Raw genomic sequence first — 23,035 nt, forward strand, 5'->3', positions numbered from 1 at the left:
TCTAATTAAACGTTGCCAAATAAAAAGAGTCATATTAAAAAGTAAAATTTATTCGGCATCATGAAAAAAAACAGACTCCTTATTTTTTGTTTACTAACTATAATGGCATGTAGCAACAACAATGACAATTTAACAGACACAACGGACACAGCAGAAACAACTCCTAATTTAGCTTATCCTTACCCTATCGTTGACACTGAAGAAACCACATTTTACACAGATGTAAACACCATTTCATCCGTAAGCATACACGAAGATTTCTACGGACAAGATGCTAACTATACAGGAAACCAACCCTCTTACACAAATAACGGAGACGGTACTATTACAGACAATGTAACAGGTTTAATGTGGGAAAAAGATATGGGAGAAAAAATTAGCTACGAAACTGCTTTTACGAAAGCTGAACAAGCTACATTAGGTGAATATAATGATTGGAGAGTTCCTACTTTAAAAGAACTGTATTCCTTAATTTTATTTACAGGTCAAGTAGAAGGTCAAAAAGCCGTTGCATTCTTTATAAACACCAATTATTTTAACCAACCACTTGGAAATATAAACATCGGAGAACGAGAAATTGATGCTCAAACATGGTCTTCTACAACCTATGTGGGTCTCACTATGAATGGAGATGAAACTGTATTTGGGGTTAATTTTGTAGATGGCCGTATTAAAGGATATCCTAAATATAAAGCAGGTACCGAAACCCCAAATACTATGTATTTTAGAATGGTAAGAGGAAACATGGACTATGGTAAAAATAATTTTATTGACAATGGAGATGGTACCATAAGCGATACCGCTACCGGCTTAATGTGGCAAAAATCTGACAATGGTATTGGAATGGATTGGAAAACATCTTTAAGCTATTCTGAGAATTTAGAATTGGCCAATTATTCTGATTGGAGATTGCCTAATGCTAAAGAATTACAAAGTATTGTAGATTACTCTAGATCTCCGCAAACTACTAACTCACCAGCAATAGACCCTATATTTGAAACAACAGCAATTAATGACCCCAATAATAATAGCGGTCAATATCCATATTTTTGGACAGGAACTACGCACTTAGACGGTGTTACTCCATATTCTGGCGCTGTATATATTGCTTTTGGAGAAGGACAAGGAAAAATGGAAGGTGTTTTAATGGATGTACATGGCGCAGGATGCCAAAGAAGCGATCCTAAGAGTGGTAATGCAGACAATTATCCCGATTATTTTGGTCCACAAGGAGATGTAAGATATGTTTATAATTATGTAAGAAGTGTAAGAAATATAGACAATTAAGTGATTATAAAATCTAAAGAACTCACTTTAAATTTTGATACCTCTTTAATGACAAACGTTAAAATGAGGCATAGAAATCATAAAAACTAAAATTTCAATCAAAAAAAACTCCAAATGCATTAAATGTATTTGGAGTTTTTTTTGAATAGCTCTAAATTTCTATCCACATTTAGAAGAGCCACAATCTTTACAGGTTAAACACCCTTCTTGATAAATTAAATTTGTAGAGTCACAATTATCACAAGTATGTCCTTTTACTTCCGTACCATCTTCTACATAACGTTTTAAAGCACGTTGAACTCCGTTTTTCCAAGTACTGATAGATTCGGAATCGAACTGTAAACTTTGTATCAATTCTACAATTTTATCAATTGGCATACCGTGACGAATAGTTCCCGAAATTAGTTTTGCATAGTTCCAAAATTCTGGATTAAACTTATGAGACAACCCTTCTATCGTTGTTTTATAACCTCTTTTATTTTGATATTGAAAATCGTATCTAGTAAGTCCTTCTTCGTTTTTATTTTTAATGATCAAGCCTTTGTCTACCCAACGCGGAATTAAAATTCCGTCTTCATCATCTGTTAATCCTGTAAAAATTTCATAAGGTCTGTTATCAACTAAACCTACAAAAGCAATCCATTTTTCTTTCTGATTTTGAAAACGAACCACATCTGCTTCTAAAATTTGAGGACGTTTCTTAGAAAAATTTGTAGTTGTAACTTCTTTCTTATCATCTGCCGAAATTAAAACACCAGAACGAGAACCATCTCTATAAACGGTTACCCCTTTACAACCAACTTCCCACGCTTTTAAATACAATTCACCAACCAATTCCTCTGTTGCATCATTTGGTAAATTAACAGTAACACTAATAGAATGATCTACCCATTTTTGGATAGCTCCTTGCATTTCTACTTTGCTATTCCAATCAATATCATTAGAAGTTGCTTTGTAATATGGAGATTTTTTAACCAATTCATCAATTTCTTCTTGCGTAAAATTCTTAGAAGAATCAATATTATTTACTTCCATCCATTGTTTAAAACGATGATGAAAAACAACATATTCTTCCCAAGAATCGCCAACCTCATCCACAAAATCTACTCTAATCCCTTTATCATTCGGATTTACTTTCTTTCTACGCTTGTAAACAGGCATAAAAACAGGCTCTATTCCAGACGATGTTTGTGTCATTAAACTAGTAGTTCCTGTTGGAGCAATCGTTAACAAGGCTATATTTCTACGACCATGTTCTAACATTTCATAATACAGTTTACTATCTGCTTCTTTTAATCTTAAAATAAAAGGATTCTCTTTTTCTCTGTCTGCATCAAAAATAGCAAACGCACCTCTTTCTTTTGCTAATTTTACAGAAGCCCTGTACGTTTCAACTCCTAATACTTTGTGCACATCAGTAGAAAAAGTATTTCCTTCTTCACTTCCATAACGAATATTTAAAGCAGCCAACATATCTCCTTCAGCAGTAATCCCTATCCCTGTTCTTCTACCTTCCTCTGCTTTATGCTTGATATTCATCCACAGATTTCTTTCAGTTGCTTTTACAACTTCCTCTTCTGGATCTGCATCAATCTTTGCTAAAATTCCATCAATTTTTTCTAATTCTAAATCAATGATGTCATCCATCATTCTTTGCGCAATGACAATATGTTTTTTGAACAATTCAAAATTGAATTCAGCTTTTTTTGTAAACGGGTTTTCTACATAAGAAAACAAGTTCATCGCTAATAAACGACAAGAATCATACGGACATAAAGGAATCTCACCACAAGGATTTGTAGAAACCGTTTTATACCCTAAATCTGCATAACAATCTGGCACAGATTCATTGATAATCGTATCCCAGAATAAAATTCCTGGTTCTGCAGATTTCCATGCATTGTGTACAATTTTCTTCCAAATTTTAGTAGCTTCAATTTCTTTGGTATACAAAGGATTTTTACTAAACGTGGGATATTTTTGCAAGTACGCTCCATCACCTTTTACGGCTTTCATAAACACATCGTCAATTCTTACTGAAACGTTTGCTCCAGTAACTTTGCCTTGCTCTAGTTTTGCATCAATAAAATCTTCTGCATCTGGATGATTGATAGAAACAGACAACATTAACGCTCCTCTTCTACCATCTTGCGCAACCTCTCTAGTAGAATTTGAATAACGCTCCATAAAAGGGACAATTCCTGTTGATGTTAATGCAGAGTTTTTTACTGGAGATCCTTTAGGACGAATATGAGACAAATCATGTCCAACACCACCTCTACGTTTCATTAACTGTACTTGTTCTTGGTCTATCTTCATGATTCCTCCGTAGGAATCTGATTCGCCATTGTTACCAATTACAAAACAGTTAGACAAAGATGCAATTTGAAAAGGATTTCCAATTCCTGCCATCGGACTTCCTTGAGGTACTATATATTTAAAATTCTTGATAGCATCAAAAATTTCTGACTCCGTTAATGGATTGGTATATTTTTGCTCTACTCTAGCAATTTCCGAAGCAATTCTTTGATGCATTTCATCAGGTGTGCTTTCGTAAATGTTATCAGCAGAATCTTTTAAAGCATATTTATTTAACCACACACTTGCAGCTAATTCATCGCCTTTAAAATAGTTAAGAGCAGCTTTTAAAGCTTCCTCTCTAGAATATGTTTTTGTTGGAGTAAGTATTGTAGAAGATTTCATTGTATTATACAGCAATTAGATTATTTTTTGTCGGATAAATATCCCACAAATGTACAACCTAAAAGGTGACAATTATCATAAAGTTTACAAGAAATAAAATTAAACAACTAAAAACCAACTAAATAAAACTTATCAATACAAAAAAGTTAACAAATAAATTTATTTTTACTAAATTATTATTGCGTAAAATGACATCACTAAAAATCAGCATTTTAAAATTTATTTAGACCATTTGTATAAAAAATAAAGGACTTTTAATCATAAAAAAAGACTTAAATAACACCCTTTTTCGACTTTTCAGTAAGCAATATTTTAAACTACGGAAAACTATAAAGTTCTATGTTTTTATAATGATTCTAAACAAGTATTATCTTTTAGAATACTTAAACCTAACTTCAAAAGCAATCTATTTATTTATAAATAGTAGTAATCAATTAAGTTATTCAATAAAAAAATAGACAGACTTGTCTGTTTTAAGTATTTTATTATATATTTGCAGTATGAAACATAGTGAAGTAAAAAATAGAATTACTGAAACAGCCTCATTTTTATTTTATAAGAATGGGTATAATTCTACAGGTATAAACCAAATTATTGCAGAAACTGGTATTGCTAAGGCCACGCTTTACAATCATTTTAAATCTAAAGAAGAGATTTGTTTGGCCTATCTTCAATTTAAGAATATTAATTTTATTGAAGATTTTGAAAAGTTCACCACATCAAAACCAAAAGGAACAGATCAAATCTTAGCGATATTCGATTTCCTTCGATTATTTTATCAAGATAAAGATTTTAATGGATGTTGGTGTATTAAAACGGTTTCAGAAATACCAAAAGATAATGAGATTATTAGGAATGAAATTCAATCTCAAAAAAACGAGTTTATTGCACTTATAACAAAACTAATTATTAACAATTTAGAGCAAGTTAAAAGTGAACAAGTAAGTTCACTAGCAAGACAAATTTACTTACTTTACGAAAGTGCGGTAGGAGAAAGCCACTTACATCAAAAGGATTGGCCTATTATAGAGGCTAAAAATTTATGTGAAAAAATAATAACTTAAAAAATTTTTAACCCACAAAAGACAGACTTGTCTGTCTTTTTACCACAATTCATAATGAAAGAAAACAAAATATCAAGAGAGTATTCAAAGCTAGAATTAGGTGAATTCTCAAATCTGACTGAAAATGTATTTCAACCAAGTCCAGATTTTAAATTAGATGGTAAAAAGTTTGTAAAAGATGAGCTAGGATTAACCAGCTCAGAAATATCATTTAATACAATGGAACCACACACTGCAATTCCACTCCTTCATAAACACAAAGAGAACGAAGAAATATATATCGCCGTTAAAGGGAAAGGTCAATTACTTCTCAATGATAATTATGTAGATCTAAAAGAAGGGACGATTGTAAGAGTTGCAACAGATACAGAAAGGGCTATCAGAAATAATTCGGATGCACCTTTCTCTTTTATCGTAATTCAAGCCAAAGAAAACTCATTCGAAGGAAGCAATGTTTCCGACGGATACTTAATTGAGAAAAAACCAAATTGGAATTAATTAATAATAAAACAATAAATAAAATGAAAGAATTTGCAAACAAAGTAGCCTTAATAATTGGCGGAACAAGTGGTATTGGTAATGCAACAACAAATGCATTATTAGAAGGTGGTGCAACAGTACATGTTGTAGGAAGAAATACAGATAAAATTGCCGATGCAATCAACTTAATTAAACACACGGCAAACATATCTAACACCACTGAAGTTGATGCTTTAATAGCTAAAATTGATGGTTTAGAGAACTTAGATTATTTAGTAAATGCTTCAGGAATTTTTGGTCCTAAACCATTTTTAGATCATACTATGGAAGATTATAATTCTTATCAAGATTTAAACAGAGGCTTCTTTTTTATTACACAGAGCGCTGCTAAAAAAATGAAAGCTACAAATGGAGGGTCTATTGTAAATGTAGGGTCTATGTGGGCAAAACAAGCTATAAAAGCAACACCTTCTTCTGCATATTCTATGCAAAAAGCTGGCTTACATTCGTTAACTCAACATTTAGCAATGGAATTAGCTGAGGATAATATTCGTGTAAATGCGGTATCTCCAGCCCTAGTAAACACGCCTGTGTATCATGGTGTTTTTGGAGGTGAAGAAGCTGCTAAAGAAGCATTGGTTGGCTTTAATGGTTTTCATCCTATAGGTCGTTTTGGAGAATCGGAAGATATTGCTAATAGTATCATTTTCTTATTATCAGACAAAGCTGCCTGGGTAACAGGTGCTATTTGGGATACCGATGGTGGTGTTATGGCTGGTAGAAACTAAAAAAATAAGAAAGAGGTTATCTAAAAAGTAAATTTTTGTCAATCTTAATTTATTTCAGATTATTTCAAACCTGAATATCAACAAATTATGACACTGAAACAAGTTCAGCATGACAAGATTCATTTCTTTTTAGATGACCTCTTCTATTCAATTCTCTCAAAATTAATTTGAGACTTAAATTTAAATTATGAAAAACCTAGTCCTAGCCTTAAGTATCGTTTTACTCTTCAGCTCTTGTAAAGAGGAGGTAACATCTGAAATGAATAATGCTTCATTAGCTATTGGTGAAAATCAAAAATCAACCTTAAAATATAAAACATTAGAAGTTAATGGAATTAACATTGCCTATAGAGAAGCAGGAAATGTAAATAACCCAACCATTGTTTTACTTCATGGTTTTCCTGCATCTTCATATCAATACAGAAAAGTATTAGCGCAATTATCTAACGAGTTTCATTTAATTGCCCCTGACTATCCTGGTTTTGGTAACAGTGATTTTCCAGATGCTGAAACGTTTCAATATACGTTTGATAATATTGCAGTGGTTGTAGATTCATTTTTAGAGCAAAAAAAGATTGATTCTTATGCAATCATGATTCAAGATTATGGTGCTCCTATTGGTTTTAGATTAGCAACAGCGCATCCCGAAAGAATTACAGCAATTATAAATCAAAACGGAAATGCTTATGAAAAAGGTTTAGGTGAAGCTTGGGCTGGAATAAGAGCACTTTGGAAAAATAGAACTAAAGAAACCGAAGATGCTTTATTACCTGCTTTTTCTTTAGAGGGTTTAAAATGGCAATACACACACGGTGTTAGAGATTCTGAGACTGTAGACCCTGATACTTATAATTTAGATTTCTTAAGATTGTCTAGACCAAATGCACATGCCGTAAATTTAGATTTGTTTTATGATTATCAGAATAATGTAAAACTATATCCAAAGTGGCAACAATATTTAAGAGATAATCAGCCACCACTATTAATAGTTTGGGGTAAAAATGATGCCTTTTTTCCTGAAAGTGGTGCCGTAGCATTTAAAAAAGACGTAAAAAACATAGATTACAACATTTACGATACCGGTCATTTTGCTTTAGAAGAAGATGGTGATGCCATTATTGAAAACATTAGAGTTTTCATGAGAAACCTAAATAAATAGAAATACCGTATGAAACAATTTACGTTAATTTTAGTCATCATAGCCTCTTTATTTGGGTGTAAAAATACATCAAAAGAACATGAGAAGCAGTTCTTTTTACCACCAGCTACAACGCATAATTATGCAGAAATTGATAGTATAAAACTATTTTATAGAGAAGCTGGAGATAAAAGTAATCCGACAATTGTGTTGCTACATGGTTACCCTTCTTCATCACATAGTTATAGAAACCTGATTCCTATGTTGGCGATGCATTACCATGTTATTGCTCCAGATAATTTAGGCTCGGGTTATAGCACACATTTAGACCCTGAAACTACAACATATACGTTTGATTTGTTGGCAACTTATACAGAAAAGCTTATCGATACACTTCAAATTGAAAACTATGTGATGTACATGCAAGATTTTGGTGCTCCTGTTGGATATCGAATGATGACGAAAAATCCAAAACGAATAGAAGCTTTAATTGTTCAGAACGCCAATGCTTATTTGGAAGGTTTAACGCCTAAACGACAAGATTTTTTTAGAACAGCACAAACAGACACCTCGCAGGAAAAGCATGATTTTTTATATAGTTTAACAAGTGAAGATGCCATAATAAACAAGCAATATGTATTTGATTTAGACGCTACAAATATCAATATTCAAAGTCCGGATGCTTGGACACACGATTTAGCATTTCTAAAATCTAAAAAAGACAGAGAAATCCAAGTGCAGCTATTTAAAGATTACAACACCAATTTGATTAGATACCCTAAATGGCAAAAAATGTTGAGAGAAAATCAACCAAAAACATTAATTACTTGGGGAAAAAAGGATTTGAAATTTAATGCTAATGGAGCAAAGGCTTATTTAAAAGACTTACCCAATGCCGAGTTACACTTATTGGATGCTGGTCATTTTGCAGCTGAAGAAAAAACGAGAGAGATAGCAAAACTTATTTTAGAATTTTTATCTAAAAATGAAATAGAATAACGAGATACCACAAACACATTCGCTAAACAAAACTAAAAACTCCAACTACTTTTAAAAGCAGTTGGAGTTTTAATTTTAATATATTTTAAGAATAACTTGGTATTTTAATATTCAAATACACCGTACTCACTTGTAATGGTTAATTTTTTAGTTTGGTCCTGACCTGCATCAGGATGAAAAGCTTCTACTCTACCTATAATTTTTGCATCTACATTAAAAGATTTAGAAATAGCAATAATATCTTCTGCAATTTCTGGATTAACATAAATTTCCATTCTGTGTCCGCAGTTAAAAACTTGATACATTTCTTTCCAATCTGTTTTAGATTGCTCTTGTATCAACTTAAATAATGGTGGAACTGGAAACATATTGTCTTTTATAATATGTAATTCATCCACAAAGTGTAATATTTTGGTTTGAGCTCCACCAGAACAATGAATCATTCCGTGTACTGTATCCGAAGAAAAATTAGATAATATTTTTTTAATAATTGGCGCATACGTTCTTGTTGGTGACAATACTAATTTACCAGCATCGATAAGAGAATTTTCTACTTTGTCTGTTAATTTTGTATTACCAGAATACACTAACTCTTCAGGGACAGCAGCATCAAAACTTTCTGGGTATTTTTCTGCTAAATATTTATGAAAAACATCGTGTCTTGCTGATGTTAATCCGTTAGACCCCATACCTCCGTTATATTCAGTTTCGTAACTTGCTTGTCCAAAAGATTCTAATCCAACAATTACATCACCTGCTTTTATGTTTGCGTTATCAACAACATCGGTACGTTTCATACGTGCAGTTACTGTAGAATCTACAATAATGGTACGAACTAAATCGCCCACATCTGCAGTTTCTCCTCCGGTAGAATGAATGGTAACCCCAAAACCTTTTAAGTCTTGGATTAATTCTTCTGTTCCGTTTATAATTGCAGATAAAACTTCTCCAGGAATTTTACTTTTATTTCTACCGATTGTAGAAGACAACATAATATTATCTGTTGCTCCAACACACAATAAATCATCAATATTCATGATTAAAGCATCTTGAGCAATGCCTTTCCATACAGAAATATCGCCAGTTTCTTTCCAATACATGTAGGCTAAAGAAGATTTTGTACCCGCTCCATCTGCATGCATTATTAGACAATAATCATCATCGTTTGTTAAATAATCTGGAACAATTTTACAAAATGCTTTAGGAAACAAGCCCTTGTCTATATTCTTAATTGCATTGTGTACATCTTCTTTTGATGCCGAAACACCTCTTTGTGCGTATCTTTTAGAAACTTCTTGACTCATGTTGTTGTGTTGTTGTTGCTGCAAATTTAACTTTCTTTTATGTGGCATCATAAAAAAACCAAATGATTTTTGATCATTTGGTTCTTTCTTATTAATATTTCAGTTTTAATTACTCCCAATCTGGCATAATTGCTTCTGTAAAAATTTCTTCTCTACGATTATCTCCATCAATTGGAGATGTAAATATTTTCTTTTCCGAAATACCATCGTTAGATGTATTTACATAAATTATTTCAGCCTCATTAGGTGAGAATCTTGGATCTAAATCATTTGTTCCTGGCGGTTTAGAAATAATCATTTTTGTCTCGGTCATTGTAGAAAAATTATACTTAAAAACTTTATTATTCAATCTTCTATAATTTGATGATTGAAAATCACTTACATCTTTAGTATAAATTAATAAGTTACCATCTACAGACAAATTTAAGCCACCTAAAGCACCAACATTTGCAGAGACAACTGTATTTAGTACATTCCCACTCATATCAATAGTATAAATAGCACCATCATAACCATCAGAATTATTTGTTCTTAACACTATCTTAGTACCGTCATTACTCCAATCACATTCGGTAATTAAGTGTCCATTTGTTGTTTTATATATCATTTGAAGACCACTACCATCTTTATTAATCAGATATAACTTATCAAAACTCGGATAAATAAGTTGATCACCCGTTGTTGACCAAGAGAAATCCACTTCATTCAAATCAAAAGCATTAACAGCGATATCGGAAGTTACTCTTTTTACCTCCGATCCATTTGGTTTCATGGTAAAAATATGAACCTCATTGTTATACAATCTTAAAAAAGCTATTAAATTTACAGTATTATTTTTTCTAGGTCTCCATGAATTTGAGTTAGATTCTGTTAATTTAATAGTATTAATTTCATTAAAATCTTCATCTAAACTTGATGAATAAATTACATTATTCCCCCCTTCAACCCTAACGTAAGTATACCTATTCTTTGGATCACCCTTAACTGTAAATGAATTTGAAGCACTTAGCACTTCAGAATTTATATTATCTGTTACTGCTACTTGCCAAAAATACTTACCTCCAAATTTTAAATTAGGAACCACATAAGTTGTATCACTAAGATTTTGAACTTGAATTACATTATTATCAAAATCATTTTTAATCTCTAATCTATACGTTAATTCATCATCATCTACACTTAAAGAAGACCAAACCAACTCTACTGAACTATCGATATCTACTGCACCATCAATTGGCAATATTAACACCGGAGTTGTTGGCGGAATATTAAGTGTAGACTCTCCCTGCATTTCAAAGACTATGTTTACTGTAGCATCTACCTCTACAGAAACGGGCTCAAAACTAGTTAAAAAATCTTCTTTTGAAGCTTCAATCGAATATTCATTTACAGGTACTTCTTCATAAAAAAACTCTCCGTTAGCATCTGTAAATGTTGTATTATTTGTTGGAGACAAAGTAATTTTGGCATTCTCTATAGGCTCAAAACTATTAGCTTTTACAACCCTTCCTGTTATTTCGCCAAACTCTACAACACCAAAAGTAGTCTCTTCACCACAACTAAAAATTAAAACTAGAGTTATAAGAACTAATATTTTTCGTAAAATTTTCATACTAATATATTTTGTTTTTTAAAAATAAAAATTAATTCCAGCCCTAACATTCCAAATCTTATCGTTTTTTTCTCCCCTAACCAAAAGATCTAAGTTGTCTGTTGATATAATATTTTGCTCACCTCTTAAAATCAACCCTAATTTATCTGTAACAAAATACTCTAAACCAATACCATATTGATATTTAAAGTAATTATCACTTAAATTTTTAGTTGAAATTGAACCAACACCAATGTATGCATAAGGAGTAATTTTATCATAGGGTAATAAATAGTATTCAAAATTTACATTAGAATCATAAATTCTTTTTTCAAATATGTTTTTATTAGAAAGATTACTAGAACCTAGTCCTATAGAAAATGCAAACCTAGATTTATTTAACATGAATTTGAGTAACATATCAGCCCCAAAACCAAACTCTGCATCAGAATAATCACCAACAATTTTAGATACTCCCCCCACAAGTCCTACACCTATTTTACCTCGCCTATGCTCTTTTTTTCTATTAAACAACTCTGTTAACTTTGCCTCCTCTTGCTCTTTCTTGTAATTCTTCTTTACAAAATCTACTACTTCTTCACCACCAGCAGGCGCCCAAAACCCATCAATAATACCTTCTATAATTAAATTTTCTACCGCTTTATCTATAGCTTCCTTAACAGCTAATTGAACAGGTTCGTTTTTGGTAAAGCCAACCTCAGATTCTAATAACCTTTGAAACTTAACATACTTAAATAAATTTAGCGCTAATGCCTGAGATAAGATTGTTTTAGATATATATACTGTTTTCAAGATCTTTCCATTAGATGTAGAAACCGCCCTTAAATACACAGTAATTCTGTCTTGCCTATATTCTGTTGAACCACCAATACCAAGATATCTAGCTCCCGCACCACCAGTAATTATATTTGTATCATAAGATATAACACCTCCTTCTAACAGTACTCCAGCAAATAAAAGAGCAGGCAAATTAGGAGTATTCGTTTGCGCTTTATTATTCTTTGTAAACTCTGCTCTAGTAGACCTTATTATATTTCTTTCATTTAAAAGATTACTAAGGTTCTCTCTTTCTACAACTGTAAACCAATTAGAATCTTCTAAAGCCTTATTTAACATTGTGGTAGCTCCTTGTGAAACTGCAGTACTAAAAGTACTACCATTTTCTATAGCTTTGTATTGACCTGTTTGGTCTTTAAAATTATATACGGCCGCTACTATAGGTTCCTGTGGCAAAGGGAATTTTTTTAACTTCTGAGTTGGCACTGTCGTTTCTCCTAATCTTGCTCGTTCTTGTTCAAAAGGTTGATTATAAAAAGAGCCACAACTAGTAAAGAATAACAGTAGTATAATAGTATATCTATAATTTAACATATAAGTGATTAAGATATTAGTTAGGTACTATAATTTGTGTTTGCTCTCCCGTGTCTGTGTCTAAAATATTAACAACCAAACCTTCTGCAGAGTCATAAATTTCTAAAGCCAAGCTACCAAAAGAGAAATTACCTTCTTTTAAATCTTCCCCTAATTGCGTATTAAACAAAGACCTAGACAACTGACTTAGTATTTGCCTATTTAACGATTCTGAAAACTCAGCTAACGAACCTTCTTCTCCTCCTAGTGCAATACTAGGGTCTTTAAAAGAATTTTGTGCGTTTGCAGAATTTAATAACCATTGATAATTAAACGTTTCACCACCAAAAGCAGGATTTATAGGCTTATAAGAAAGCTGCTGACCTACACATACATATCCGGTTAAGAATAATATAATTAATAAATTTCTTTTCATATCTTTTTAGTAGTATTTAATTGTTTTAGATTCTTTTTCTGAATTTTTAAAGTGCCTATATACTTTAATAATGGCATAATCATTTATTTTTGTTAAATAATCTATACTAGGTCTTACAAAAAACGAAAACACCACATCATCTCCTACAATAACTTCAATTTTGGTATTTCTTCCAATAGCTAAAACTTCTTTAATTTTTACCACCTCATTGCCATCAATATTGTTTCTCGTATATAATGAAGAAAATAACTTATAGAAGTCTCTACCTGGTTTTGTTTTAGTATCCTCTACAACAATACCTCTTAACTCTACACCATCTATAGCTTCTACACTGAGATCTTTTGAACCTTCTTGCTCTTGCTTTAACTTTTTATCTAATTCTTTCTGCCTATCAACTTCATCTTCAAAACCTTCATTAAACACTATTTTATCTTCTGCGACTAAAATATCATCTAAATTATATATAGAAAGAACAGCTACTTTTTTTTCATTTTCATTTATTTTAATAATCATTGACGATAAAATAACTTTCTCATTTGCAGATAATATAAACCGAGTATCTTTTTCTTCTTCTATATTATTTTCACTTTCGATTGTATTAAAAATGGTAAACTTATATTTTAAACTACTTGTTATTTCTGTTTTATTAAAAACGGTACCGTTAATTATTAATACTCCATTTTTATTCTCTGTGCCAATTTTAGCTTCAAAATCTTCGTTTATTATTGGTGCAGACAATTTTGTTGCCGTATTATTAACCTTATTAGCAATCTCTTGTATCACCCCTATATTATTTTCGTTATCATCATTTAATACAACCCTATCCTTTCCTACAATATCTTGATTGGCATCATAGATTAAAAGAAGAAGAATAACTTTTGTTGATTTATTAAAGTTTAATGAAGTTGAGGATAAATCTTTTTCTTGATTTGGACCTACAGTAAATAAACCAGATTGTTTATTATTAGATTTATTTTTATTAGAATCTGTTTTAAATACCGATAATTTATAACTTAATTTTTTTGTTATCGATGTTTTATTAAGTGCAATTCCAGTTACTTTTAGATTACCACTTTCTTCTTTAATTAACAGCTTTGCTTCCACCTCTGTATTATAAGTCTGAGAATAAGCTCCAATAATTGTTAAAAGAAATACAATAATTGTTGCTATTATTATTTTTATTCTAAATAAAAACATAACATTTTTGTTTTTAAAAATTTCTTATAATAATACTTTGATTTTGACCCTGCATTGATACTTTCATTTTTTCTGATAAAGAATTAGATCCATGCATTGTTAAGTTTTGATTATCCCCTGTTTGATTAATTTCTGTATTCCTTACGTCTGATTTTAGTAAGTTATAATCTAAAAATGTATTATTATTCCCTATTTGTACTACCGTTTCCGTTAATTTAACACTATTTAATTCTAAAAAAGCGTTGTTTTGATCACCTTTTTGCACAATAACGATATTACTCTCTAATGTTTTTACATTACTTCTTAAATTATTATTATCACCTACTTGTAATACATAAACAGAATTACTATCTGTAGTTAAGTTTTCACTTCCAACATTACGTTGATTTAGTAAAAAATTTTCTTGAGAAGTTTGTGTGTTAAAACTAGAAATTCTAAGTGAAGTATCATCTTTAGCTTTAAAAGTTTGAGCAAAAATTATATTGCCTAAAAACAGCGTTGTAAAAACTATTAAAATTTTAAAAATTGCTTTCATAACTTATATTTTATTATATTTTCAAGTATACCTAAATTACAAAGTAAATTTGTTTTTAAAAAGTATAAGAGCACACGCTATGCTATGCTCTTATACCTTATAATATCAAATTATAACAGTTTTATATTAGTCATTTTGTGACACAATAGATATATTACCATTACCAATTTGGTCTACATCACTTACATGAGTACTTCCTCCTTGTCCAACAAAGCTATAATTACTGTTTCCTTGCTGTAAAACATCACTCATATTACCTGTTCCTAATTGAAGTACATCACTCATATTACCCATTCCATCTTGAGTTACTTTAGAGTCATTTGAATTCCCCCATTGCCACACAAAACTTGAATTATTGTCTCCATCTTGATCTACATTAGATACATTATCATCTCCCCATTGGTAAACACTAGAAGAATTAGTATCACCAAATTGATCAACCGTACTACTATTTCTATCACCCATTTGGTCAACTGTAGTCATATTAGTTAAACCTATTTGAACACCCCAAGAATAGTTATTGTCTCCTGTCTGGTCCACATCACTGGTGTTAGCTGTACCATCTTGCCCAACAAAAGTATAGTTGCTATCTCCTACTTGATCAATCGTACTTACATGATCGTTTCCTCCAGCAAAATAACCTTGTAAAGTAATAGTTTGATTACCATTACCTGTAGAGTTTACATCACTAGAATTATTCATTCCATTTTGCTCAGCATGAGCAAAATTACCATCTCCAATTTGAAAAACATTAGATGTGTTATCATCTCCAATTTGTCCTACATAAGAGTAATTAATATTCCCTTGCTGATCTACTTCAGAAAAATTACCATCTCCATCTTGATCTACATCAGAAGTATTTAAAGTTCCTTGTTGTGCAGTATCCGCAAAGTTTCCATTTCCATCTGAAGTTATATCACTATTATTTCCATTTCCCCCCTGGTAAGTACGAGCAATATTAGAATCACCCATTTGATCTACATCAGAATCATTAGAATCTCCTATTTGATTCACAGACGAATCATTCATGTTACCTTGCTGGTTAGTATCTGCCATATTGAAGTCTCCATCTTGACTGATACCACTTACGTTGTCATCACCAACTTGGTTTACAAAAGCATCATTATCGTTACTCTCTTGACCTGATGTTGCACTTCTTTGATTAACAACAGAACCATTATCAGTACCATCTTGATTTACTGTAGCTTCATTTCTATTTCCTATACGAGAAATAGTACCTCCACTATTTACCAAACCTTGGTTTACTCTAGATGTATTCCAATTTCCATTCTGATCAACATCTGCATCATTTCCATCTCCTGCTTGATTTACCTGAGACCCGTTTCCACGTCCAAGAGAATTTACATCAGATGCATTTGAATCTCCATGTTGTATAACATTAGACCTATTTAAATCACCAATTTGATTAACAATAGAACCATTAAAATCACCTAAAGACACAACTTTAGAGTCGTTTGTCAGTCCAATCTGTGTTACTGTAGAGTTATTTGTATTTCCTGTTTGATTAACAGAACTTGTATTAGATTGAGCATAGAATGCTCCTGTAGCTAAACACATAGCCATTATTACTAATTTTTTCATGATAAATAATTTAAAATACGTTAGTTAAAAATTAAGCATATCAAAATCTATTCGATATAAATTGAATATGATATACTACAATAAATTTTTAGGGGTAATTAAAATTATTAGGGATAAAATGTTAAGTTATTAAGGATAACTTTTCATTTTCAGTCAACTCTTAAAAGTAAAGAATTGTTGTAAACTATATAGCTTGATCGATTCTGTGTTTAAACAAGTCAAATATAGAAAATTATTTATCTAATTCCAAAATAAAATAAAAAACACAAACAAAACAAAACAACAAGTACCTAAAAATCAAGCACTTACACACGTTAAGTGTAGGAAAAACAAACAAAAACAAGGGAAAACACCTATAAAAAAAAGGTTAAAAATGAATAATTATCATTTTTAACCCTTCCTTTTTAAGATATAACTAATTTACCTATCGTTTAATTAGTAAATAACAACTCCCTATACTTAGCTAATGGCCATAAATTATCATCTACCAAGGTTTCTAGTTGGTCACAATGATATCTTATATCTACAAAAAAAGGTTTTATTTTGTTACTGTATTGTTCCGCTAATTTAAAACCTAAATGTTTATTAGCTTTCACTTTTTCTGCTTCCATTTTTACTACCAAAGCATTAATTTTAGTAATATGTTTAGAAATTAACATAACTAGCTCAATTTGCTCTTTGGCTATATTTTTATACTCATCACCAAAAATTTCTTTTAAGTTCTTAGTATTCTCCAATAAAGTATTCTGATAAATTATTGCAGTAGGCACTACTTGATTTCTTGCAATATCAGCCAAAACACGTCCTTCTATTTGCACCTTTTTAGCGTACGATTCTAAATCAATTTCATAACGAGCTTCTAATTCTACTTTACTCATTACCTCCATTTCCTCAAACAAAGAAATTGTTTTCTCAGAAACTTTTACTTTTAAAGCTTCTGGAGTTGTTTTATAATTAGTTAAGCCTCTTTTCTTAGCTTCCTTTTCCCAAGCTTCCCCATAACTATCTCCATCAAAACGAATTGCCTTAGAGTCTTTTATATATTCTCTTAGTATATTAAAAACAGCTTCATCTTTTTTAAGATCCTTTTCCTCTATTAGAGCATCTACCTCAACTTTAAACTCTTTTAATTGTTTTGCAACAATAGTATTTAAAACAGTCATTGGTATTGCACAATTTGCTAAAGAACCAACAGCTCTAAACTCAAATTTATTTCCTGTGAATGCAAACGGAGAAGTTCTATTCCTATCCGTATTATCTAATAAAATTTCGGGAATTTTACCAATAATATTTAGTTTTAAATCGGTTTTTTCTTGCGGTGAAAGCTTTCCTTTAGTTACATTTTCTAATTCATCTAAAACTGCTGATAGTTGACTACCAATAAACACAGAAATAATTGCAGGTGGGGCTTCATTAGCGCCTAATCTATATTCATTACTTGCAGACGCAATAGAAGCTCTCAGTAACTCTTCGTATTGATACACTGCTTTAATGGTATTGATAAAAAAGGTAAGAAATTGTAAGTTCTTCATTGGAGTTTTACCCGGACTTAGCAAATTAGTTCCGTTACCGGTAGACAAAGACCAATTGTTGTGCTTACCAGACCCGTTTATACCTGCAAATGGTTTTTCGTGCAACAACACTTTAAAATGATGTCTTCTTGATATTTTTTGCATCACATCCATTATTAATGAATTATGATCCACCGCTAAATTAGCTTCTTCATAAATTGGTGCAATCTCAAACTGATTTGGAGCAACCTCATTATGTCTGGTTTTTACAGGAATCCCTAACAACATACATTCTTGTTCTAAATCTTGCATAAAACTCATAGCCCTTGCAGGAATGGTTCCAAAATAATGATCATCAAGTTGTTGTCCTTTAGCAGGCGAATGCCCTAATAAAGTTCTACCCGTAAATTGTATATCCTGTCTTGCGAGTACTAAAGCCTCGTCAATTAGAAAAAATTCTTGTTCCCAACCAAGTGTTGCACTTACTTTATTTGCATTCTTATCAAAATATTTACAAACAGCAGTAGCATGTGTATCTATAGCTTGTAGCGCTCTTAACAAAGGCGTCTTATTATCTAAAGCCTCCCCAGTATAAGCTACAAAAATAGTTGGAATACAAAGTGTTGTTTCATAAATAAAAGCAGGAGAAGTTGGGTCCCAAGCCGTATAACCACGAGCTTCAAACATATTTCTAATTCCTCCATTAGGAAAACTAGATGCATCTGGCTCTTGCTGAACCAATTGTTCTCCATCAAATTTTTCCATTGCAAGACTGCCATTTATAGACTCAAAAAAGGCATCATGTTTTTCTGCTGTAGCACCTGTAAGTGGCTGAAACCAATGCGTATAATGAGTAGCCCCTTTAGACATTGCCCAGTCTTTCATACTTACCGCAACTTGATCTGCAATTTTTCTATCTATTTTAGTTCCATGATCAATTGCATTCATCACACTTTCGTATGCAGCACGCGTAAGATACTGTTGCATAGCATATTTATTAAATACATTCCGACCAAAAAGAGCTGATCTTTTTTCATTCTGAACTACTTTTATAGGACTTCTACGTAGTGTTTCTTGCAATGCATTAAATCTAATCCTTGACATATTAGTAATATTTTCTACTTATTTTTAACTTTATACAAATATACCCTTTCAAATTTAGGGATAAAATTATTTTTTAGCTATTTTAAATATTTTACCCCTAATTTTTTTGATATCTAATGAAAATATTTGATTTTTGTAGGACGAACATCACATAAACACATATATTATGGCAAAAATTAAATTAGAATACATTTGGTTAGATGGTTATTATCCAACTCAGAACATGAGAAGTAAAACCAAAGTTGAGGAGCATGAAGATTTTAAAGGAACAGTTGAAGAATTGGGACTTTGGTCTTTTGACGGTTCTTCTACAAAACAAGCTTCTGGAGGAGCATCTGACTGTATTTTAAAACCTGTTGCTATTTATCCAGATCCAAATCGTATTAACGGTTGGTTGGTAATGAATGAAGTAATGAATGCAGACGGAACTCCACACGAATCTAATGCACGTGCTACTATTGAAGATGATGATAACGATTTCTGGTTCGGTTTTGAACAAGAATACTTTATTATGAATACAAGTACAGGATTGCCTTTAGGATTTCCAAGAGGTGGTTACCCTGCTCCACAAGGACAATACTACTGTTCTGTAGGAGGTTTATATACACATGGTCGTGATTTAGTAGAAGAGCATGCAGATTTATGTATAGATGCAGGCTTAAACTTTGAAGGAATTAACCAAGAGGTTGCTTCTGGACAATGGGAATACCAATTATTTGCAAAAGGTGCAAAGAAAGCAGGAGATGAAATCTGGATATCTAGATATTTATTAGATCGTTTAACTGAAGGAAAAGGAATGTACATTGAGTACCACCCAAAACCACTAGGAGACACTGATTGGAATGGTTCTGGAATGCACGCTAACTTCTCTAACTCTATTTTAAGAGAATGTGGTTCTAAAGATAAGTATATTGAAATTTGTGAAGCTTTCCGCCCAGTAGTAAAAGAACATATTGAAATTTATGGTGAGTTTAACGACCAACGTTTAACTGGTAAGCATGAAACTGCTGCAATTACTGATTTCTCTTGGGGAGTTTCAGATAGAGGTGCATCAATTCGTATTCCAATTATCGTTGTAGAAAAAGGATACAAAGGATGGTTAGAAGACCGTCGTCCATCTTCAAACGCAGATCCATATAAAGTAGCTGCTAGAATTATTAAAACTGTTAAACCAGTTAAATAATTACGAATAGTATAAAATCTTAAAAAGCACTTACAGCAATGTAGGTGCTTTTTTTATATAATTATTTTGGGCGTTACCAAAGGTCGGGCTATCCGTTATATCTTTTTTAAATTTTCAGCTATCGCCAAAATTAAAAAAGGATACCACTTCTATCCCTAACGCGAAAAAAAGAAGTAATTCAAAAAAACAAAAAATTCAGTACTTTTAAATACCATTTTAAACAATTACATTTAGATATGAAAAACAATATAAAAATAGAATACTGCACACAATGTGGCTGGTTATTACGCGCCTCTTGGATGAGTCAAGAACTATTAACCACTTTTACAGAAGAAATTACAGAACTTACTTTAAAACCAGGTACCGGAGGTATTTTTAACATTACCGCAAACAACCAATTGGTTTGGTCTAGAAAAGAAGAAAATGGTTTTCCGGAGATTACAGAGTTAAAACGACGTATTAGAGATGTTATCGCTCCAGAAAGGAACTTAGGACATATCGACAGAAAAAAAACGCCAACAAATTAATGTTAGCGTTTTTTTATATCTAATTTTAGACACCTTCTATTTAAAGAACTAAATAAATAAACAATACATACCCTAAAAATAAAAAAGCACCTTTAAACCTGTTTAAAATAAACTTCTTAGGCAAAAACACTAGCACCAATAAAACAGCAGCAAACCCTAACATCCAAAAAATATCTCTAGATAAAATCTGGGCTTCCGTAACAGGTATTTCTTTAATAATAGCTGTTAACCCCAATACAGAAGCTATATTAAAAATATTAGAACCAATTAGGTTTCCCAAAGAAATTGCTTTCTCACCCTTCATAGCAGCAATAACAGAAGCAGCCAACTCAGGTACACTAGTTCCAATAGCAATCATTGTAATAGAAATAACACCTTCACTAATTCCTATATTCTGAGCAATATCTTTTGCACCGTTCACTAAAAATTCCGATCCAAAATAAAGAGAAACACCTCCTATTAATAACCATCCAAATATTTTACCATAACCTATAGAAGCCAAAGCATCATCTACCTCTTCTACATCCACATCTTCTTTTCTCGCACTTCTTATCAATACAAATAGAAAAGCAGCCAACCCTACTAAGAGAATAACACCTTCTAACTGTGTTAAAACACTGTCGTTCCATAAAAAGTAATACAAAACTAAAGAGAAAAGCATCATTACAGGCCAATTAAGCTTGTAAAAGTCTTTACTAACCGCAATAGGTCCAATTAAAGCTGTAATACCTAAAACCAACCCAATATTAGCAATATTAGAACCTATAACATTGTTTAAAGCAATAGCTGGTGAACCATCTAAAGCAGCTTGTAAACTAACTAATAATTCTGGCGCAGAAGTGGCAAAAGAAACCACCGTCATACCAATTACCATTTTAGATATACTTAACTTAAAAGATAAACCGATAGACGATCTTACCAAGAACTCACCACCAACAACTAATAAGATTAATCCAATAATAACATAAAAAATACTCATCAATTTTATTTTTTGCGAAGATACATTTTTATCACTTTAAGAAGAGAATAAAAAATGAAAAGCCAAAAAGTATTCATTTTAAAAATATATTTCCCTTTACTTTAAAAAAAAGCACAAATCGCCCCCTTTAAAACCTAACATATTTTTATAAAAACAATATATTATAATTACAATAAACAACAAAAATAAAGTAAACCTAATTACACATTAATACACATAACGCGATTTTAGTTATAAATAAAAAATCAATTTGATTAATAAGTAATAGTTCTCTTGGAAACAAGCCTACAGTGGTTATATATTGATAAAACAATTTCGAAATTGACCTAAATTACTAACCTTAAAACCCAAACTATTATGATTCTTATTATAACTAAATTTATTAAAGACCTGTCTGATATTATATTTCTAATTTTATTATAACAAAAAAATAACAGAACTATAAATGAAGAGAGAAAAAAGTAGCTTATCTTTAAACAACTCAATCTTTAAACGCTGAGTTGTTTATTTTAGTAAATTTGAAAGCTAATTTACAACTCATGAAAAAACAAGTTTTTAAAACACTTGCAAAGATTAATAAATTAATTTTACCTTCCTTTACAAAAAAAGGGTTGGATATCTCTAAAGCATCTAAACTTCAATTAGCTATTATTGGATGGAGAGCTTTTATAACTAAAAATTCATTAACCTAAAAAAAACAATATTATGTCAGAAGATTATACAAAAGTATTTACTGATAACTCTATATTAGTAAACAGATTAAAATACTTATTAGACGAAGCAAACATCGAATCTAAAATCATTGATCGTGTGGAGTCTGGAAGATTGGCAGGTTTTGGAGTACCTACAAATTCTGTAGAATTATTTGTACTAAATAACAACCTAGAAAAAGCGCAATCTATTGTCGATTTATTTAAAACTGAAATAAATTCATAAAAAAACAAGAATTATCTTTCTAATTTAAAAAAAGGATACTATATTTGCACCCGCTTAACGGCCATGTGGCGCAACTGAATAGCGCACTTGATTACGGCTCAAGAGGTTGCAGGTTTGAATCCTGCCATGGTCACTTAAAAACCAGCACTTTACAACGTTTTTGTAAAGGCTGGTTTTTTTATTTGCCCACAAAACAAGAATTAAGGTATCCTACAAAAAGTAAAACGTACTTTTAAACCCTTTTATAAAGTAGTTTTTATTTTAAATTGCAGTTGGTGTTATAGAATTAAAAAGCAGAAA

The 23,035-nt window shown here is 31.4% G+C and carries 20 protein-coding genes and 1 tRNA gene; 11 read left to right on the plus strand and 10 right to left on the minus strand.

Translation table 11 applies throughout. The features are described 5' to 3' along the window. The first annotated feature begins 60 nt into the window (after positions 1-60). Positions 61-1,287, plus strand: coding sequence for a DUF1566 domain-containing protein (locus tag H0I28_RS09775; RefSeq protein ID WP_218758982.1), 1,227 nt, complete (start codon positions 61-63; stop codon positions 1,285-1,287). Between the two features lie 159 nt (positions 1,288-1,446). Here H0I28_RS09775 and H0I28_RS09780 read toward each other — a convergent pair whose 3' ends face one another. Then, on the minus strand, positions 1,447-3,990 hold the full coding sequence (locus H0I28_RS09780; RefSeq protein ID WP_218758983.1) for an adenosylcobalamin-dependent ribonucleoside-diphosphate reductase: 2,544 nt from the start codon (positions 3,988-3,990) through the stop codon (positions 1,447-1,449). 500 nt (positions 3,991-4,490) lie between these two features. On the opposite strand from H0I28_RS09780, the gene H0I28_RS09785 reads away from it, so the two are divergent. From H0I28_RS09785 to H0I28_RS09805, 5 genes are all read left to right on the plus strand, one after another. Further along, the gene (locus tag H0I28_RS09785; RefSeq protein WP_218758984.1) at positions 4,491-5,054 is read left to right on the plus strand and encodes a TetR/AcrR family transcriptional regulator; all 564 of its coding nucleotides are present in this window, start codon (positions 4,491-4,493) and stop codon (positions 5,052-5,054) included. Between the two features lie 54 nt (positions 5,055-5,108). Continuing rightward, complete coding sequence (locus tag H0I28_RS09790) at positions 5,109-5,552, plus strand: cupin domain-containing protein (protein WP_218754322.1); 444 nt, start codon at positions 5,109-5,111, stop codon at positions 5,550-5,552. A gap of 23 nt (positions 5,553-5,575) precedes the next feature. Next, positions 5,576-6,322, plus strand: coding sequence for an SDR family NAD(P)-dependent oxidoreductase (locus H0I28_RS09795; RefSeq protein WP_218758985.1), 747 nt, complete (start codon positions 5,576-5,578; stop codon positions 6,320-6,322). Between the two features lie 187 nt (positions 6,323-6,509). Then, positions 6,510-7,481 carry an alpha/beta fold hydrolase gene (locus tag H0I28_RS09800; protein ID WP_218758986.1) on the plus strand — a complete coding sequence of 324 codons (972 nt, stop codon included), beginning with the start codon at positions 6,510-6,512 and terminating at the stop codon, positions 7,479-7,481. 9 nt (positions 7,482-7,490) lie between these two features. Beyond that, positions 7,491-8,459 carry an alpha/beta fold hydrolase gene (locus H0I28_RS09805; protein WP_218758987.1) on the plus strand — a complete coding sequence of 323 codons (969 nt, stop codon included), beginning with the start codon at positions 7,491-7,493 and terminating at the stop codon, positions 8,457-8,459. 104 nt (positions 8,460-8,563) lie between these two features. Here the strand turns inward: H0I28_RS09805 and H0I28_RS09810 are convergent, their stop codons facing one another. The 8 genes from H0I28_RS09810 to H0I28_RS09845 form a co-directional block, all read right to left on the minus strand. Further along, positions 8,564-9,763: an AIR synthase related protein gene (locus tag H0I28_RS09810; protein ID WP_218758988.1), complete on the minus strand. Its 1,200-nt coding sequence runs from the start codon at positions 9,761-9,763 to the stop codon at positions 8,564-8,566. 109 nt (positions 9,764-9,872) lie between these two features. Continuing rightward, complete coding sequence (locus H0I28_RS09815) at positions 9,873-11,375, minus strand: carboxypeptidase regulatory-like domain-containing protein (RefSeq protein ID WP_218758989.1); 1,503 nt, start codon at positions 11,373-11,375, stop codon at positions 9,873-9,875. 18 nt (positions 11,376-11,393) lie between these two features. Continuing rightward, the gene (locus H0I28_RS09820; RefSeq protein WP_218758990.1) at positions 11,394-12,746 is read right to left on the minus strand and encodes a CsgG/HfaB family protein; all 1,353 of its coding nucleotides are present in this window, start codon (positions 12,744-12,746) and stop codon (positions 11,394-11,396) included. 16 nt (positions 12,747-12,762) lie between these two features. Next, a complete protein-coding gene (locus H0I28_RS09825) occupies positions 12,763-13,161 on the minus strand; it encodes a curli production assembly/transport component CsgF (protein ID WP_218731290.1) in 399 nt (132 codons plus the stop codon). 6 nt (positions 13,162-13,167) lie between these two features. After that, positions 13,168-14,358, minus strand: coding sequence for a CsgE family curli-type amyloid fiber assembly protein (locus H0I28_RS09830; protein WP_218758991.1), 1,191 nt, complete (start codon positions 14,356-14,358; stop codon positions 13,168-13,170). Positions 14,359-14,371: 13 nt separating this feature from the next. Next, complete coding sequence (locus H0I28_RS09835) at positions 14,372-14,893, minus strand: hypothetical protein (RefSeq protein WP_218758992.1); 522 nt, start codon at positions 14,891-14,893, stop codon at positions 14,372-14,374. Between the two features lie 126 nt (positions 14,894-15,019). Beyond that, positions 15,020-16,495, minus strand: a complete 1,476-nt coding sequence (locus tag H0I28_RS09840; protein ID WP_218731293.1) for a hypothetical protein — start codon at positions 16,493-16,495, stop codon at positions 15,020-15,022. Between the two features lie 431 nt (positions 16,496-16,926). Continuing rightward, positions 16,927-19,110, minus strand: coding sequence for a glutamine synthetase III (locus tag H0I28_RS09845; RefSeq protein WP_218731294.1), 2,184 nt, complete (start codon positions 19,108-19,110; stop codon positions 16,927-16,929). A gap of 166 nt (positions 19,111-19,276) precedes the next feature. Between H0I28_RS09845 and H0I28_RS09850 the strand changes: the two genes are divergently transcribed. Together H0I28_RS09850 and H0I28_RS09855 are read left to right on the plus strand one after the other, a co-directional pair. Then, positions 19,277-20,293 (plus strand): glutamine synthetase beta-grasp domain-containing protein, encoded by a 1,017-nt coding sequence (locus tag H0I28_RS09850; RefSeq protein ID WP_218731295.1) that lies wholly within the window; start codon positions 19,277-19,279, stop codon positions 20,291-20,293. Between the two features lie 236 nt (positions 20,294-20,529). Then, positions 20,530-20,820, plus strand: coding sequence for a SelT/SelW/SelH family protein (locus H0I28_RS09855; protein WP_218758993.1), 291 nt, complete (start codon positions 20,530-20,532; stop codon positions 20,818-20,820). A 40-nt stretch (positions 20,821-20,860) separates the two neighbouring features. Here H0I28_RS09855 and H0I28_RS09860 read toward each other — a convergent pair whose 3' ends face one another. Beyond that, positions 20,861-21,799 carry a calcium/sodium antiporter gene (locus H0I28_RS09860; protein WP_218758994.1) on the minus strand — a complete coding sequence of 313 codons (939 nt, stop codon included), beginning with the start codon at positions 21,797-21,799 and terminating at the stop codon, positions 20,861-20,863. Positions 21,800-22,338: 539 nt separating this feature from the next. Between H0I28_RS09860 and H0I28_RS09865 the strand changes: the two genes are divergently transcribed. The 3 genes from H0I28_RS09865 to H0I28_RS09875 all read left to right on the plus strand — a co-directional run bounded on the left by H0I28_RS09865 (position 22,339) and on the right by H0I28_RS09875 (position 22,868). Then, positions 22,339-22,491: an SsrA-binding protein gene (locus H0I28_RS09865; protein ID WP_165732401.1), complete on the plus strand. Its 153-nt coding sequence runs from the start codon at positions 22,339-22,341 to the stop codon at positions 22,489-22,491. Between the two features lie 13 nt (positions 22,492-22,504). Further along, positions 22,505-22,735, plus strand: a complete 231-nt coding sequence (locus H0I28_RS09870) for a DUF2007 domain-containing protein (RefSeq protein WP_218731298.1) — start codon at positions 22,505-22,507, stop codon at positions 22,733-22,735. Between the two features lie 59 nt (positions 22,736-22,794). Then, positions 22,795-22,868 (plus strand) — tRNA-Arg (locus H0I28_RS09875). Positions 22,869-23,035 lie beyond the last annotated feature (167 nt).

Source organism: Polaribacter sp. AHE13PA (assembly GCF_019278505.1).
Taxonomy (GTDB): domain Bacteria; phylum Bacteroidota; class Bacteroidia; order Flavobacteriales; family Flavobacteriaceae; genus Polaribacter.

Bases quoted from the DNA above. Each gene is read 5' to 3' on its own strand.
- H0I28_RS09835 (WP_218758992.1), bottom strand. From the start codon at position 14,893: ATGAAAGCAATTTTTAAAATTTTAATAGTTTTTACAACGCTGTTTTTA.
- H0I28_RS09780 (WP_218758983.1), bottom strand. From the start codon at position 3,990: ATGAAATCTTCTACAATACTTACTCCAACAAAAACATATTCTAGAGAG.
- H0I28_RS09790 (WP_218754322.1), top strand. From the start codon at position 5,109: ATGAAAGAAAACAAAATATCAAGAGAGTATTCAAAGCTAGAATTAGGT.
- H0I28_RS09775 (WP_218758982.1), top strand. From the start codon at position 61: ATGAAAAAAAACAGACTCCTTATTTTTTGTTTACTAACTATAATGGCA.
- H0I28_RS09870 (WP_218731298.1), top strand. From the start codon at position 22,505: ATGTCAGAAGATTATACAAAAGTATTTACTGATAACTCTATATTAGTA.
- H0I28_RS09865 (WP_165732401.1), top strand. From the start codon at position 22,339: ATGAAAAAACAAGTTTTTAAAACACTTGCAAAGATTAATAAATTAATT.
- H0I28_RS09805 (WP_218758987.1), top strand. From the start codon at position 7,491: ATGAAACAATTTACGTTAATTTTAGTCATCATAGCCTCTTTATTTGGG.
- H0I28_RS09785 (WP_218758984.1), top strand. From the start codon at position 4,491: ATGAAACATAGTGAAGTAAAAAATAGAATTACTGAAACAGCCTCATTT.
- H0I28_RS09850 (WP_218731295.1), top strand. From the start codon at position 19,277: ATGGCAAAAATTAAATTAGAATACATTTGGTTAGATGGTTATTATCCA.
- H0I28_RS09855 (WP_218758993.1), top strand. From the start codon at position 20,530: ATGAAAAACAATATAAAAATAGAATACTGCACACAATGTGGCTGGTTA.
- H0I28_RS09830 (WP_218758991.1), bottom strand. From the start codon at position 14,358: ATGTTTTTATTTAGAATAAAAATAATAATAGCAACAATTATTGTATTT.
- H0I28_RS09840 (WP_218731293.1), bottom strand. From the start codon at position 16,495: ATGAAAAAATTAGTAATAATGGCTATGTGTTTAGCTACAGGAGCATTC.
- H0I28_RS09860 (WP_218758994.1), bottom strand. From the start codon at position 21,799: ATGAGTATTTTTTATGTTATTATTGGATTAATCTTATTAGTTGTTGGT.
- H0I28_RS09810 (WP_218758988.1), bottom strand. From the start codon at position 9,763: ATGAGTCAAGAAGTTTCTAAAAGATACGCACAAAGAGGTGTTTCGGCA.
- H0I28_RS09825 (WP_218731290.1), bottom strand. From the start codon at position 13,161: ATGAAAAGAAATTTATTAATTATATTATTCTTAACCGGATATGTATGT.
- H0I28_RS09820 (WP_218758990.1), bottom strand. From the start codon at position 12,746: ATGTTAAATTATAGATATACTATTATACTACTGTTATTCTTTACTAGT.
- H0I28_RS09815 (WP_218758989.1), bottom strand. From the start codon at position 11,375: ATGAAAATTTTACGAAAAATATTAGTTCTTATAACTCTAGTTTTAATT.
- H0I28_RS09795 (WP_218758985.1), top strand. From the start codon at position 5,576: ATGAAAGAATTTGCAAACAAAGTAGCCTTAATAATTGGCGGAACAAGT.
- H0I28_RS09845 (WP_218731294.1), bottom strand. From the start codon at position 19,110: ATGTCAAGGATTAGATTTAATGCATTGCAAGAAACACTACGTAGAAGT.
- H0I28_RS09800 (WP_218758986.1), top strand. From the start codon at position 6,510: ATGAAAAACCTAGTCCTAGCCTTAAGTATCGTTTTACTCTTCAGCTCT.